Origin of the sequence: Streptomyces galbus, assembly GCF_005280195.1 — a bacterium.
Taxonomy (GTDB): Bacteria; Actinomycetota; Actinomycetes; order Streptomycetales; family Streptomycetaceae; genus Streptomyces; species Streptomyces galbus.
Map to the genome: position 1 here is coordinate 126,045 of NZ_SZPR01000002.1, position 14,164 is coordinate 140,208.

11 protein-coding genes are annotated in these 14,164 nt (G+C 71.4%); 3 read left to right on the plus strand and 8 right to left on the minus strand.

Translation table 11 applies throughout. The annotated features are described in order from the left end of the window. The first annotated feature begins 75 nt into the window (after nucleotides 1-75). Nucleotides 76-558 carry a hypothetical protein gene (locus E4U92_RS01185; RefSeq protein WP_229862296.1) on the plus strand — a complete coding sequence of 161 codons (483 nt, stop codon included), beginning with the start codon at nucleotides 76-78 and terminating at the stop codon, nucleotides 556-558. Nucleotides 559-628: 70 nt separating this feature from the next. Here the strand turns inward: E4U92_RS01185 and E4U92_RS01190 are convergent, their stop codons facing one another. Both E4U92_RS01190 and E4U92_RS01195 read right to left on the minus strand, forming a co-directional pair. Next, a complete protein-coding gene (locus tag E4U92_RS01190) occupies nucleotides 629-1,819 on the minus strand; it encodes an aggregation-promoting factor C-terminal-like domain-containing protein (protein ID WP_137298340.1) in 1,191 nt (396 codons plus the stop codon). Between the two features lie 147 nt (nucleotides 1,820-1,966). Beyond that, nucleotides 1,967-2,275, minus strand: coding sequence for a hypothetical protein (locus E4U92_RS01195; protein ID WP_137298341.1), 309 nt, complete (start codon nucleotides 2,273-2,275; stop codon nucleotides 1,967-1,969). Nucleotides 2,276-2,397: 122 nt separating this feature from the next. Between E4U92_RS01195 and E4U92_RS01200 the strand changes: the two genes are divergently transcribed. Together E4U92_RS01200 and E4U92_RS01205 are read left to right on the plus strand one after the other, a co-directional pair. Continuing rightward, nucleotides 2,398-2,997, plus strand: a complete 600-nt coding sequence (locus E4U92_RS01200; RefSeq protein ID WP_137298379.1) for an acyltransferase — start codon at nucleotides 2,398-2,400, stop codon at nucleotides 2,995-2,997. 103 nt (nucleotides 2,998-3,100) lie between these two features. Then, nucleotides 3,101-4,252 (plus strand): acyltransferase family protein, encoded by a 1,152-nt coding sequence (locus E4U92_RS01205; RefSeq protein WP_137298342.1) that lies wholly within the window; start codon nucleotides 3,101-3,103, stop codon nucleotides 4,250-4,252. A gap of 80 nt (nucleotides 4,253-4,332) precedes the next feature. On the opposite strand, the gene E4U92_RS01210 is transcribed toward E4U92_RS01205, so the two are convergent. The 6 genes from E4U92_RS01210 to E4U92_RS01235 all read right to left on the minus strand — a co-directional run bounded on the left by E4U92_RS01210 (nucleotide 4,333) and on the right by E4U92_RS01235 (nucleotide 13,682). Then, nucleotides 4,333-5,616 (minus strand): nucleotide sugar dehydrogenase, encoded by a 1,284-nt coding sequence (locus tag E4U92_RS01210; protein ID WP_137298343.1) that lies wholly within the window; start codon nucleotides 5,614-5,616, stop codon nucleotides 4,333-4,335. A gap of 9 nt (nucleotides 5,617-5,625) precedes the next feature. After that, nucleotides 5,626-7,278: a glycosyltransferase gene (locus E4U92_RS01215; RefSeq protein WP_137298344.1), complete on the minus strand. Its 1,653-nt coding sequence runs from the start codon at nucleotides 7,276-7,278 to the stop codon at nucleotides 5,626-5,628. Beyond that, the gene (locus E4U92_RS01220) at nucleotides 7,275-8,858 is read right to left on the minus strand and encodes a glycosyltransferase family 4 protein (protein WP_229862298.1); all 1,584 of its coding nucleotides are present in this window, start codon (nucleotides 8,856-8,858) and stop codon (nucleotides 7,275-7,277) included. The genes E4U92_RS01215 and E4U92_RS01220 overlap by 4 nt, the downstream gene beginning before the upstream one ends. A 20-nt stretch (nucleotides 8,859-8,878) precedes the next feature. Continuing rightward, nucleotides 8,879-11,464 (minus strand): glycosyltransferase family 4 protein, encoded by a 2,586-nt coding sequence (locus tag E4U92_RS01225; RefSeq protein WP_137298345.1) that lies wholly within the window; start codon nucleotides 11,462-11,464, stop codon nucleotides 8,879-8,881. 86 nt (nucleotides 11,465-11,550) lie between these two features. Continuing rightward, entirely contained in the window at nucleotides 11,551-12,570 is a 1,020-nt protein-coding gene (locus E4U92_RS01230) for a Gfo/Idh/MocA family protein (RefSeq protein ID WP_137298346.1), read from the minus strand. Then, entirely contained in the window at nucleotides 12,567-13,682 is a 1,116-nt protein-coding gene (locus E4U92_RS01235) for a DegT/DnrJ/EryC1/StrS family aminotransferase (protein ID WP_137298347.1), read from the minus strand. Before E4U92_RS01235 ends, E4U92_RS01230 begins: the two co-directional genes overlap by 4 nt. Nucleotides 13,683-14,164 lie beyond the last annotated feature (482 nt).

Here is a 14,164-nt window from a genome sequence, read left to right on the forward strand (position 1 = left end):
CCCGCCCCGAGGGCCCCGCCGACACCGGCGGGGCCCTCCGGCGCTCCCTCCCTCCGTGACCAAGGAGTCCGACACGTGCTGAAGTCCAAGAGCAGCCTCCTCGCCGCCGCAGCCGCCTCCGCAGGCTGCCTGATCCTGGCCGCCGCACCGGCCGGGGCGGCGCCGTACTGGCAGAGCGTCTCCACCAACTCGACCTGGAGCTGCGCTCCCACCGTGGTGCACACCGCCAGGGCCGGGGTCGGTTTCCAGGCCTGCCTGGTGCGCAGCGCCCTCGACAACGCCCAGGTCGTGCTGGTGGTCGTGAACAACTCGCCGTCCGCAGTCACCGTCTCCGGCACGGTCACCGCGGACTTCGCAGCGGAGGCCGGCTGCTCCTCGTACACCCTGGCGGCCGGCGAGCGCCGCGGCTGCTTCGGTACGACGGCGCACGTGCCGGACTGTCTGTTCGGTGCCGGCTACCCGGACGAGCAGACGTACGGCGGCACCGTACGCCTGACCGTGAACGGGGTGGCCGATACGACGCAGTCCCCGCGGACCGACTGCGTCGCCACGGCGTGAGCACGCGAACGGGCGGCGCCCCCTCGGTGTCGAGGGGGCGCCGCCCGTTCGTGGCTGCTGCGGACGCGGCCTAGTACCAGTTGTTGGCCTGCCAGAAGTTCCAGGCGTTGCACGGCGAGCCGTAGCGGCCGTCGATGTAGCTCAGGCCCCACTTGATCTGGGTGAGCGGGTTGTCCTTCCAGTCGTCACCGGCGACGTCCATCTTGGTGGCCGGGAGCGCCTGCGGGATGCCGTACGCCCCGGAGGACGGGTTGGTGGCGTTCCACCGCCAGTTGCTCTCGTGGTCCCAGAGCGTCTCCAGGCAGGCCCACTGCGTGGAGTTGGCCCAGGCCGCGTCCTTGTCGTTCATCATCTGCCGGCCCGCGGCCTTGACCTGGGTGATGTTGTCGCGGTCGACCGTGCTGGTCGAGGTGGTGCACGTGTAGGTGCCCGGCTGCGCGGAGAGCAGCTTCTGGGTCCAGCCGCTGGTGTTGACCGGGTCGTCGAGGTGGTAGGTGATGTCGCTGCCCGAGCCGTCGGTGGGGTTGGCGTCCTTGTACCAGTACATGGCGCCGGTGGAGAGCCGGCCGTAGTACAGGCCGCCGCCGGGCGAGACGAGCTGGTTGAAGCCGGACCAGCCGGCGGACTTGAGTACGTTGCTCTTCCACGAACCGGCCCCGGCCACCGTGTAGTCCAGCAGGCGGCCGTCCTCCGTCGTGGCGCTGAGCCGGTCGTCGCCGGTGGCGGTGAGGGTCTTCAGGACGAAGCCCGTGTCGATCTCGGTGCGGACGCCGATGTGCTGGGACCCGGCCGGCTTGTCCTCGGTCACGTTGTAGCGCAGCAGCAGGCCGGCCGACGTGGTGCCGTAGAGGTGACCGTGCCCGTCGTAGGTGAGCTTGTCGTGGATCCAGCCGCTGTCGGCGATCTTCACGGGCGCGTTCAGCAGGGCGAGGCTGGTGTTGTTGGTCCTGATGTCGACGCGGTACAGGGCGCCGGACGTCGAGGTCACCAGGACGGTGTTGAAGTTGAGCGTCGCCATGGCCTTCGGCTCGAACCCGAGGTCCGGGCCGACGAGCACCTTGGCGAGGTCGCCCGTGGCCGGGTTGATCGAGCTGAAGGTCAGCCTGCCGTCGTCGAGCACCCCGTAGATGTTCACGCCGCCCGAGCAGGTGGTGGCCGCCTGCGCGGTTCCGCCCGCGGCGGCGGTGAGCAGTCCGGTGCTCAGCACACCGGCGGCGAGCATGCCCATGACACGGCGGCCGGGCTTGCGGATGTTCCTCACTTCGTTCCCCCCAGGGGTGGTGATCGTCGGACGAGCGATCACCACCTTCGCCCCTGCCCGGAGCCGGCAGAAGGCTTCCCGGCTGGCCGGAAGGGGACCTGGACGATTGTGTCCAGCGGGCCGCCGCGGCCCTCGGCGGACGCGGGCTCAGTCCCGCAGGGAGCTCGGCGCGAAGGCCTCGGAGATCAGGGGCACGCCCACGCCCACCAGCCGGGCCGCGCCCAGTTGGGGCACCGCGGACAACAGCCGGCGGCAGACCCGCTCGGCGTGCGCCTCCGCCTCGCCCAGCGCGTCGGCCAGCACGAAGAACCCCAACGTCAGCCAGGGGGCGCGGGGATGGACCGCGAGATGCTCGACACGGTCCTCCGGCCGCAGTGCGCGGCGCACCGCCTCGCGGACGTCCGGCGGCATGTCCGCGTCCGCCGGCATCGCCAGACGCGCGTGAACCAGGTACATGCACTCATGGTTCCAGCGGCCCGGCCCGTGATGCCTGTTTTCGGCTGGCCGGATGAGGTCGGGGCCGATACCGGCCACCCCGTATGCTCCCTGGTCGAAGACCGACACCGGAAGGCATGAGAGTGAACTACAGGGTCCAGCCCAGCGCCCAGGTCGACGAGAGCGCCGAGATCGGCTCCGGAAGCAGCGTGTGGGACCTCGCCCAGATCCGCGAGAACGCCCGCCTCGGCGAGGGCTGCGTGATCGGCCGCGGAGCGTACGTGGGCTCGGGCGTCCGCATGGGCGACAACTGCAAGCTCCAGAACTACGCGCTGGTCTACGAGCCCGCCGAGCTGGGCGACGGCGTGTTCATCGGCCCCGCGGTGGTGCTCACCAACGACCACAACCCGCGCTCCGTGGACCCGGAGGGCAAGCAGAAGCGGGGCGGCGACTGGGAGGCCGTGGGCGTGAAGATCGGCGACGGCGCCTCGATCGGCGCGCGCTCGGTCTGCGTGGCACCGATCACCATCGGCCGCTGGGCCATGGTGGCCGCGGGCGCCGTCGTCACCCGTGACGTCCCGGACTTCGCGCTGGTGGTCGGAGTGCCGGCGCGGCGGATCGGCTGGGTCGGCCACGAGGGCGTCCGGCTGGTCGAGCGGGCGGGCGAGGCAGGCGTGTGGGAGTGCCCCAAGTCCGGCCGGCGCTACCGGGAGACGGCGGAAGGTACGCTCACCGAGGCGTGAGTGCGCGAGATCCCAGGGGGCCGGCGGATCAGGGGGCCTGGAGATCCCACCCACGTCGACACCCTGGCGGCCGCGCCACCACGACACACGACGAGGACGACACATGTCCCAGACGGACATCAAGGTTCCGGCCCAGCCGGACGCGCAGGACGGTTCCGGCAGCGCGCCGCCGCGGGCCCCCCTGCCACGCCTGTACGCACTGGACGCCCTGCGGGTCATAGCCGCCCTGTCCGTGCTGGTGTTCCACTTCACCGGTGTGGACGCGGCGACCGACGCCAACTGGGGGGTCAACCCGAAGGCGCTGTTCCCGTCGATCTTCCCGTACACCTCGTACGGCTCCTACGGGGTGCAGCTCTTCTTCATCATCAGCGGCTTCGTCATCTGTCTGTCCGCCTGGGACCGCACCCCGGGGCAGTTCGTGCGCGCCCGTTTCCTGCGCCTGTTCCCGGCGTACTGGTTCTCGGTGCTCGTCGCCGTCGTCGTCTGGCGCGCCCTGCCCGACGGCGAGCGCAAGGCGCCCAGCGTCAGCGACTCCCTGACCAACCTGACGATGTTCCAGGTCCCGCTCTCCGCCCGGCACCTGGTCGGCGCCTACTGGACGCTCTGGGTGGAGCTGACGTTCTACCTGATCTTCCTGGTGGTGCTCTGGAAGGGCCTGGACTACACCCGCGTCTCGGTCTTCTGCTGGCTGTGGCTGCTGGCGAGCATCCTGGTGCAGCAGGACGACGTGCCCCTGCTCGGCATCTTCGCCCAGCCGTTGAACACGGCTCTGTTCGTGTCCGGCATCGCGATGTACCTGATGTACCGCTTCGGGCCCGACCTCAAGCTGTGGGGGCTGCTCGGGGCGAGCTGGCTGGTGATGCAGAGCGACCTCGTCCAGCACGCCGACCACCTGCGCCACGACAAGGGCATGGACCGCAACCCGTACGTCGCGCTCGCCCTGGTCACGGTGTTCTACCTGCTGGTCCTCGCCGTGGCCCTGCACAAGCTCGACCGCATCGGGTGGAAGTGGCTGGCGTCGGCGGGCGCCCTGGTCTACCCGCTGTACCTGCTCCACGAGGAGCTGGGCTGGGCGATGATCCGCACCCTCTACGGCCGCACGGGCGCGTGGGCCACCCTCGCCCTCACCACGCTCATGCTGCTGGTGCTGTCCTGGCTGGTGCACCGCTTCGTGGAGAAGCCGTCCCAGCGGTGGCTGCGCGCGAGGCTGGCCGAGGAGTCGCGGCGGGGCACCCCGCGGGACCTCCCCGGCTGACCGCGCCACCGCGCCCCGCACGCACGAGAGGGCCCGCCCGGACGAATCCGGGCGGGCCCTCTCGCGTGCGAACCGGCGGGTCAGCCGCCGATGACGACCCGGCGGACGCCCTTCCATGCCTCGGGGTCGGTGGTGCGGCGGCCGTCGACGAGGACCGTGACGTCCGGCAGGTCGGCCGGGGTCAGCGTGCGGTACTCGGCGTGGTCGGCCTGGAGGATCGCCGCGGTGACCGTCTCGCCCTGGTGCGGGGGCAGCCCGTGCGCGGCGAGCTCCTCGGCCGTGTACATCGGGTCCGAGACGTACGGGTGGGCACCGCGCGCCCGGAGCGCCTCCACGGTCGGGAAGACGCCCGAGAAGGCCGTCTCCTTGACGCCGCCGCGGTAGGCGGCGCCCAGCACCAGCACGTTGACGCCGGTCAGGTCGCCGTAGGCGGCGGCCAGCAGGTCCACGGCGTACTCCGGCATCGCGGCGTTCGCCTCGCGGGCGGAGCGCACCACGGTGGCGGACGGGTCGTTCCACAGGTACATCCGCGGGTAGATCGGGATGCAGTGGCCGCCGACGGCGATGCCCGGCTGGTGGATGTGGCTGTACGGCTGCGAGTTGCAGGCCTCGATGACCTTCTTGACGTCGATGCCGTTCTGGTCGGCGAAGCGCGCGAACTGGTTCGCCAGGCCGATGTTGACGTCGCGGTAGGTCGTCTCGGCGAGCTTGGCCAGCTCGGACGCCTCGGCGGTGCCCAGGTCCCACACGCCGTTCGGCTGGGGCAGGTCCTCGCGGTCGTCGAAGTCGAGGACCTGCTCGTAGAACTCCACACCGCGCCGCGTCGACGCCTCGTCGATGCCGCCGACCAGCTTGGGGTAGCGGCGCAGGTCGGCGAAGACCCGGCCGGTCAGCACGCGCTCCGGGGAGAACACCAGGTGGAAGTCCTCACCGGCGGTCAGGCCGGAGCCCTCGGCCAGCATCGGCGCCCAGCGGGTGCGGGTGGTGCCGACGGGCAGCGTGGTCTCGTACGACACCAGCGTGCCGGGCTTGAGGCCCTGGGCGATCGCCTTGGTCGCGGCGTCCATCCAGCCGAAGTCCGGCACGCCCTCGGCGTCCACGAACAGCGGGACGACCACCACGACGGCATCGGACTGCGCGACCGCGGACGCGGTGTCCGCGGTGGCGGTCAGCAGGCCGGCGTCGACGGCCTGCTTGAGCTTGACGTCCAGGTCGTGCTCGCCGGGGAAGGGCTCGACACCGGCGTTGACCAGCTCGACGACCTTGTCGTTGACGTCGGCGCCGATGACCTTGTGGCCCTTCGACGCGAACTGCACGGCCAGCGGAAGCCCGATCTTGCCGAGCGCTACTACACAGATGTTCATGGACAGTGGCTACTTCCTACGGGACTTCAGCTTGCGCTTCACCTGGCCCGCGAGCGTGCGCACGGCCCGGTAGGCCAGGGCGCGCTTCGGGGGGTCTATCTGGGCCAGGTGGAGGACCACCCGCCCCTTGTTGTTGACGAGGGCCGACGCACGGTAGGGATCCTCTTCGCGGCCCCAGCGGCAGGCGAGCGGCATGGGCTTGCCCTCACCACGCACCGGGATCTCGTACGTCGAGCCCGCGACGTCCACGTAGAGGCGGACGCCGAGTTTGACAGTACGCGGTTGCAGCGGGATGCGGGCGCGCACGATGCTGGAGGCGCCGTCCTCCGTCGGCTTCGCCTCGCACGCGCCCGAGGCGCTGGGCAGCTCGCGCCCCGGAGACAGACGGCGGGCCCCGGCCTTGTCCGCCGACGCCGGGAGGGAACCCTTCACCAGGCGCAGGCTGACACTCTGCGCGCCCAGCACGGGCACCCGCACCGACGCCGTGTACGCCAGGTCGTCGCCCGACTGCTCCCAGGCGGACTCCAGCAGATCGGTGCCCTGGGCGAGCTGCGCGGCGACCGACTCGCCCAGCACCTCGAAGGTGCGGTCGGGCAGCGGGAGCGCCGGCGCCCGGAAGCCGGGGTAGCGGGCGAAGGCCCGCGCGCCCTCGAGCAGGAACGACGGCGCCCGGCGCTCCGTGTCGGCGGTGATGGCCGCGGTCAGCTCGTCGACGGCGCCGGCCTGGGCCAGGGCTATGCGCACCCGGCGCTTGACGTCCATGGCGTCGCGGATGCCGTCGGTGAAGTAGGCGTCGGCGAGCCGGGCGATGCCCGCGCACAGGTCTTCCCGCAACGGGCGTCCGAGCCCCGGGAAGTCGTCCTGGAGGAGCTTGGCCAGCTCCCAGGTGAAGTGCCGGCGCAGCACGGCGTCGCGGGTCGGTCCCGCCTCGATGAGGCCGGCCGTGAACTCCATGATGTCGGCGGTGCAGCGCAGCCGGGACAGGTGGTCGGCGCGGTAGGTGATGTTGCTGGCGTCGCCGCGCTTGACGGCGTAGTAGCAGACGTAGTCGGCGACCACGGAGATCCGGCGGGCGCGCACGCACGCCTCGATGGTGAACGGCTGGTCGCTGCCCACGGGCAGGTTCTCGGGGAAGCGCAGCTTGTGCTTCTCCACCAGCTCCCGGCGGAACAGCTTGGTGTTGGCCAGGGTGAACGGCAGCGCGGAGTCCTCCAGGGTGACGTCCCGGTTGCCGTCCTTGTACAGCGCCTGGTGCACGTAGCGCCCGTTGGTGCCGACCATCCGGCCGATGACGACGTCCGCGCCGCGCCGGTCGGCCTCCCCCACCATGCGCTCCAGGGCTTCCTCGCCCAGGTAGTCGTCGGCGCCGATGAAGTACACGTACCGCCCGGTGGCCACCTCCAGCGCCCGGTTGCTGGGTGCGGCGGGGCCGCCGGAGTTGGCCTGGTGGATCACCTTGACGGTGTCCGGGTAGCGCTGCGCGAACCGATCGAGTTCGCGGCCGCTGTCGTCGGTGGAGCCGTCGTCGACCGCGACGATCTCCAGCCGGCCGAGACCGATGCTCTGCCCCACCAGGGAGTTCAGGCACTCCGTGAGGTAGGGCATGGTGTTGTACACGGCCATCACGACCGTGACGTCAGGAGCCCCCGTGCTCGTGGTCATTTATCCGCCTCAGAGGATTCGGTGAGGAGCCTCGTGTACAGCCCGTCGAGCACCTCGGCCTGTGCCTCCCAGGTCCAGGTGTCGAGCAGTCCCGGCTTGTCGTAGGCGGCCGTGTACTTCTCCGGGTCGGCCAGCACGGCCTTGATGGCCCGGGCCAGGTCGTCGACGTCCTGCGCCCGGCACACCTCGCCCTGACCGGTGGAGCGGGTCACCTCGGACATCGTCTTGACGTCGCTGACCACCAGCGGCAGCCGCGCGTGGGAGTACTCGAAGAACTTGGTGATCAGGGCGATCTCGTGGTTCGGCCAGTGGTGGATCGGGATGCAGCCGGCGTCGGCCGCGGACAGGAAGCGCACCACCTGCCAGTGCTTGACGTACGGCACGGCGTGCAGACGGTCACCGACGCCCAGCTCCTGGGCACGCCGCAGCAGTCCCTGGATGTAGCCGGCCGCGGGCGAGGGCACCACGAACGCCATGTGGACGCCGTCCAGTTGCGGCAGGGCCTCGACCATGTCGCCCAGGCCGCGCTGGGGTCCGGGGGAACCGCTGTACACGACCAGCGGGACGTCCGGTCCGATGCCGCACAGGGCGCGCAGGTCCGGCTCCGGCTCGACGTCGACCAGGGCGGGGTCCCGCTCGACGGGCCGGTCCGGCGCGTTGAGGACCACCGTCGGCTGCTCCTTGAGCCCGTGCCGCTCCCTGAGCAGGTCGCCGAGCCCCGCGGAGACGGTGACCACGGCGTCGGCGAACGGGGCGTACTCGCTCTCGTGGGCGGTGTTGCCGGGGATCCAGTGGGCGTTGTCCTCCCAGGGGCGCACCCCGGGCAGGAACTCGTGGGCGTCCCAGACCAGCTTGACCTGGCGGCCCTTGGCCCGCGCCCGTACCGCGGCGCGGGCGCCGACGCCCAGCATCCGGAAGTCGTTGGCGTGGATGATGTCCGGCCGCAGCGCGTCGATCTCCTTGCCGTAGGTCAGCTCGTAGTCCCACAGGACGGGCTCCAGGCGCCGCCAGGCCCGGTTCCCCTTGGCGGCCCGCCACAGGGCGGTGAACGTGCGGTCCAGGGGGCCGCGCAGGGCCCGGCCTGCCTTCTGGGCCTGCGCCGCCTGGCGCGCCCGGAACTCGACCCACTTCTGCAGGAACCTGGACGCCGGTCCCGCCATCAGCAGACGCAGCGCCTCCACCCGGCGGAACGCCGGGCCGCCGACGGCCTGCGGGGCGACCCGCAGGGCCGCGCGGCGCGTCGCCAGGTCGACCCGCCAGGCCTTGACCCACTGGCGGCGGTAGGCGGCCATCGGCCCCGGGGGGTAGGCGAACGGCCGGCGCAGGAGCGAGCGATGGCGCTCCGCGTGCCGCTTGGCCAGCGGAGTCTTCAGCGGCAGCAGCCGGACCTCGGCGTCACCGAGCTTCCAGGTGCGTCCGCTGCCGCTGCGGACCAGGCCGAGCAGCACCACGTCCCAGCCGGCTGCGGCCGCCGACTCCGCGGCCTTCTGCACCCGCGAGTCGCCCTCGACCTTGTTGTCGACCAGCATGACGACCCGGCCCTTGGGGCGGCGGGGAGTCCCGGCGCTCTGCGCTTCCATGAACAGCCTTTCTGGAACCGTTACTTCAGGAATTCGCTCAAGACCTGAGCCGTCCAGGTCCCGTCGTGGTAGGCCCGGGCGAACTCGGCGGAGCGCCGGCCCGTCTCGGCCGTGCCCGCGCGGTCCTCGACCAGGCCCTCGACGACCTCCCGGAGGGTGTCGGGGGTGGCGGTCACGATGGGCAGGGCGCCGTCCGTCGCCGCCTTCACCCCGTCACTGATGTACGCGACCACCGGCTTGCCCGCGGCCATCGCCTCCACCGCGAAGGTTCCGTACGCGCCGGTGGTGAACTGGTCGAGGACCAGGTCGCTGCTCTGCACCAGCTCGCGCATCTGCGCCCAGGGGATGCCTTCGGCGAGGCGGAACTCGATGAGCCCCTTGTCGTGCAGCTCGGTCATCACCGGCACGATCCGGTCCGTGCCCTTCGTCCACCGCTTCGACGGTGCGTGCAGGACCAGGGGGCGCTTGCGCTCCATGACCGGCAGGTCCGTGGCCCAGCTGTCCACGTCCACCACCAACGGCACCCACTTGGCCGTCGGCAGGTCCTCCAGCAGGTCGGGCGTGGTCACGTACAGCGGCAGCCCGGCCTCGGACGCGATGCGCTTGTTCGTCTCCGCTTTGACCTGCAGCCGCTTGGCGATGCCGTCGGGGGCGTCGTGGAAGAGGGAGAACGCGTGCCGCGCCATGTGGTGGGCGGGGTGCCGGATCTCGCTGCCGTGGGCCAGCAGCGCCACCTTGATCCCGGCCTGCTTCAGCGCGTCCAGATCCCCGGCGATGGTCGTGCCGTTGAGGTGCCCGAAGACCGGCATGAAGGCGTCGACCAGGAGGTGGGTGAAGCGGCCGATGACCCGCTCCATCTGCTGCATCTGGACGTCGAGGTCGCGCAGGCGGTCCGCGTCGACGTACACGTCGGCCGGGTAGTCGAAGGACTCCGGCCGCTTGTTCATCACGACCTCGGCCGAGACGTCGCGGTTGAGACGGGTGATCGCCTGCGCGAACGCGGCGCCCTGGCCCGCGTAGTTGGCGGGACCCAGACCGAGCCGCACCTTGGTGCCGCCGAGCTTGCGCCACAGCGGCCGGCCCTCGGCGTCGGTGTTGTCCGCCGTCCTCACCGCGTCGGGCGTCTCCTGCACGGTCCAGGAGACCGTCCTCGGGCCGGACGGCGCCTTGTGGGCCAGGTCCCGGTAGAGCTGGAGGAGCTTGGCGCTCTGCGCCTCCCAGGACAGGTCGGTGAGCACGTCCTGCGTGATGGCGTCCGCCAGCTTCGCGCGGTTGCGCATGGCCCGGGCCGCGGCTTCGGCGAACGTCTTGGGGTCGTCCCAGGTCCACACCTCGCCCAGGCCGTGCTCCTCGACGTACGACTTGATCACCTTGACGTCGCTGGTGACCAGCGGCAGCCCGGCCTGCAGGTACTCCGAGACCTTCGTCGGCAGCGAGACCTCGCAGTTCGGCACCCGCCGGAAGGGGGTCAGACCGAGGTCGGCGGAGGAGAGGTAGTCGGCCACCTCGTGCTGCTGCACGTACGGCACCAGGTGCACGCGGTCGCGCACCCCCAAAGACTCGGCGCGCGCCAGGAGTTGCTCGAGCAGCGGCGTCATCCGGCCGTGCACCAGGGCCAGGTGGAACCCCGGCAGGTCGGGCAGCCCGTCGATGACGGCGTCCACGCCGCGCTCCGGGCCGATCCAGCCCGAGTACACCATCAGGGGCACGTCCGGCGCGAGACCGCAGGCCTCCCGCACGGAGGAGGTGGCGCGGCCGCCGCCGATCACCTCGCGCACCGGAGCGTTGCCCACCACCAGCGGCAGGGCCGGCAACTTGTGGTCGTCCCGCAGCAGTTCGGCCATCTGCGGGGAGACGGTCACCACGGCGTCGGCGCGCTGGATGAACTCGGCCTCCACGGCCGGCAGCGCGAAGGCCTGGCGGCGGTGCGGCCACTCCACGCCCCGGACGTACTCGTGCGCGTCGTACAGCCAGGCGCACTGGTGGTCGCGGGCGCGCAGCCGTGCCGCGCTGAGGGCGGCCGTCACGATCATCGTCACGTCGTTGGCGTGGATGACGTCGGGCTCGATCTCCTCGATCACCGGACCGAACGCCAGGTCGAGATCGACCAGTTGCGGCCAGTCGACCCGCCAGTCCCCCACGGGCGCGGGGTCCTTGGGCCGGCGCCGCTGCTCCCACTTGTAGGCCTTCACCCGCAGCCGGTGGACCGAACGGCGGGCCCGCAGCGCCGCCTTGATGGAGGCCCGGTGCGGCGGGGTCGCCCAGTCGCTCTCGGCCGACTTCTGGCGTACCCACGCCCGGTAGGACGCCGTGTAACGGTTCAGCGCCGTCTGATCGGGAAGGTGGAACTGGGTGACGGCCGCCCGCAGCGTCTTGCCGCGCCGCGCGTTGACCCCCCGCAGGTACTCGGAGCCCACGGGAACGCGGATCACCTCGATGGGCCCCATCTTGGAGCGCTGGACGCTCTTGGTGTCACTCCTGCCGATCAGCGTCACGTCCCAGCCGTCTCGCGCCGCCGCGATGGCGGTCTTCTGAACCCGAGAGTCGCCGGTGATGCCGTTGGCGACGATCACTGCGAGCCTCGGCCTGCGAGCAGCGGTTTCCATCTGGTACTTCCTCCGAGTGGGACAGGAGCGCGGCCCCCCCTGATGTCAGGGAGGGCCGTTGAGCCATGGAAGGCTGGTATACGAGCCTATAGGGCGGCTGTGACATCTTCGAGGTCGATGTGCACCGTACCGCTCTCGCTCGCCGACCGGAGGACGGCCGCCGCCACCTCCACCGTGCGCAGACCCTGGCGCAGGGTGCAGATGTCCCTTTCCTTCCCGAGGACCGCGTCCCGGAACAGCTCGTGTTCGACCTGCAGCGGCTCCCGCTTCGGGATCGCGTAGCGGATCATGTCCCCCTCGGACACACCGCGGAACGCCTGCAGCGCCTCCCACTCCGTGGCCACCGCGGCGTTGGAGTGGAACGTCAGGTCGGCCGTGAGGGTGTCGGCGATGAAGCAGCCGCGCTCGCCGGTCACGGAGGTGAACCGCTCCTTGAGCGGGCTCAGCCAGTTGACCAGGTGGTTGACCATCGTGCCGTCGTCGAGGCGGCCGACCGCGGAGACCATGTCCTCGTGCTCGCGGCCGCTCTTGGAGACGGTGTGGGCGGCGATCGACACGTACTGGCGGCCGGTCACCCAGCCGGTGAGGTCGATGTCGTGGGTGGCGAGGTCCTTGACCACGCCGACGTCCGCGATGCGGTGCGGGAACGGGCCCTGACGGCGGGTGACGACCTGGTAGACGTCGCCCAGTTCACCGGCCTCCAGGCGGGCGCGCAGCGAGCGTAGCGCCGGGTTGCACCGCTCGATGTGGCCGACGCCGGCCACCAGACCGCGCGACTCGAACGCCTGCACGAGCCGGCGCGCGCCCTCGACGGTGTCGGCGACCGGCTTCTCCACCAGCGCGCACACACCGGCCTCGGCGAGCTGGAGGCCGACCTCCTCGTGCAGCGCGGTGGGGCAGGCCACGACCGCGTAGTCGATGCCGAGGGCGATGAGCTCCTCGACGGTGTTCAGCACGGGCGCGCCCTGCGCGGCACCGTACTTGTCACCGAACGGGTCGACGACGCCGACGAAGTCGACGCCCTCCAGACCGGCGAGGACACGGGCGTGGTGCCGGCCCATCGATCCGAGGCCGACGAGACCGGCCCGCAGCGGCTTCGTGCTCACAGCTGCTCCCCCAGAGCGTTCACGGCGGTGACGATGCGGTCCAGGTCCTCGCGGGTCAGGGCGGGGTGGACCGGGAGGGACACGACCTCGGCGGCGGCGCGCTCGGTCTCGGGCAGGTCCCAGGTGCGGCCGGCCTTCTGGTCCGGCTCCCAGTACGGCTTCAGCCGGTGGATCGGCGTCGGGTAGTACACCGCGTTGCCGATGCCCGCCTCGGTGAGCTTGGCCATGGCGGCGTCGCGGTCCCCGAGGATGCGCACCGTGTACTGGTGGAAGATGTGCCGGGCACCCTCGGCGATCGTCGGCGTGACCACGTTCGCCGCGGAGATGTGCTCGGTGAGGTAGGCGGCGTTGGCGTTGCGCTGCTCGGTCCAGCCGGCCAGCTTGGTGAGCTGCACCCGGCCGACGGCCGCGGACACGTCGGTCATGCGGACGTTGGCGCCGACGATCTCGTTGGCGTAGCGCTGCTCCATGCCCTGGTTGCGCAGCAGGCGCAGGGTGCGGGCGAGCTGGGCGTCGGCCGTGGTGACCATGCCGCCCTCGAGGCTGTGCATGTTCTTGGTCGGGTAGAAGCTGAAGGTGCCCGCGGCGCCGAACGCGCCGACCGGGGTGCCGTTCAGCGCGGCCGCGTGCGCCTGGCAGGCGTCCTCCACGACGGCGAGGTCGTGCTGCTGCGCGATCGCCATGATGCGGTCCATCGCGGCCGGGTGGCCGTACAGGTGGACCGGCATGATCGCCGCGGTGCGCGGCGTGATGGCGGCCTCCACGGCGGCCGGGTCCAGGCAGTACGAGTCGGCCTCGATGTCCACGAAGACGACGTCGGCGCCGACCAGCCGGACCGCGTTGGCGGAGGCGGCGAAGGAGAAGGACGGGACGATGACCTCGTCACCGGGGCCGATGCCCAGGCCCAGCAGGGTCAGGTGCAGCGCGGAGGTGCCGGAGTTGACGGCCACACAGTGGCGCCCCTCGACGAGCTCCGAGAACTCCTCCTCGAAGGCGGCGACCTCCGGGCCCTGGACGACCCGGCCGCTGCGCAGGACGCGCACGGCGGCCTCGATCTCCGCCTCGTCGATCACGGGCTTTGCGGCCGGTATGAACGCGTGGGCGTCGGTCATCGACATCCCTTCCTCTACGGCGACCTCGTAGGTGCCACTTCTGCAGGGTCGGGAAGGGACCGTGTCGAGCACGGCACGTCCGCTCCCCTGGGGAGTCCGCCGGCACCTGTCGGGCGGCGAACGGCTTGTGCACAGGACCCCGCCCCCCAGAGGGTTCCTTGCGGGAAGACAGCCGTATCCGGGATGGAGGACCGGACGTGCTCAGCGGCTGCGGTCCCCGCGCACCGAAATACGGCGGCCAGGACCACAGTTCACGTTACCAGCACGCGCCCACCGGTTTTCCCAAGGGTTACCACAGCGATACGGAAGACCTGCGTGCGGTCGCTCACAGGCGGCACGCATGGTGAGCGGGCCATGAGCGCAATGTTACGTCCGGGCAACGGTCGGCGCACCGCGGGCCTAGGGGGCCGGGTGACGCAGGAGGGTGCGCGGGCCGGTCGCCCGCGCACCCTCCTGCGTCGTGCCGCTGTGCGGCCGTTCCC

What these genes read in the sequence shown, in the direction of transcription:
- E4U92_RS01210 (WP_137298343.1), bottom strand. Translation starts at nt 5,616, where the DNA reads ATGAACATCTGTGTAGTAGCGCTCGGCAAGATCGGGCTTCCGCTGGCC.
- E4U92_RS01220 (WP_229862298.1), bottom strand. Translation starts at nt 8,858, where the DNA reads ATGGAAGCGCAGAGCGCCGGGACTCCCCGCCGCCCCAAGGGCCGGGTC.
- E4U92_RS01225 (WP_137298345.1), bottom strand. Translation starts at nt 11,464, where the DNA reads ATGGAAACCGCTGCTCGCAGGCCGAGGCTCGCAGTGATCGTCGCCAAC.
- E4U92_RS01205 (WP_137298342.1), top strand. Translation starts at nt 3,101, where the DNA reads ATGTCCCAGACGGACATCAAGGTTCCGGCCCAGCCGGACGCGCAGGAC.
- E4U92_RS01215 (WP_137298344.1), bottom strand. Translation starts at nt 7,278, where the DNA reads ATGACCACGAGCACGGGGGCTCCTGACGTCACGGTCGTGATGGCCGTG.
- E4U92_RS01235 (WP_137298347.1), bottom strand. Translation starts at nt 13,682, where the DNA reads ATGACCGACGCCCACGCGTTCATACCGGCCGCAAAGCCCGTGATCGAC.
- E4U92_RS01195 (WP_137298341.1), bottom strand. Translation starts at nt 2,275, where the DNA reads ATGTACCTGGTTCACGCGCGTCTGGCGATGCCGGCGGACGCGGACATG.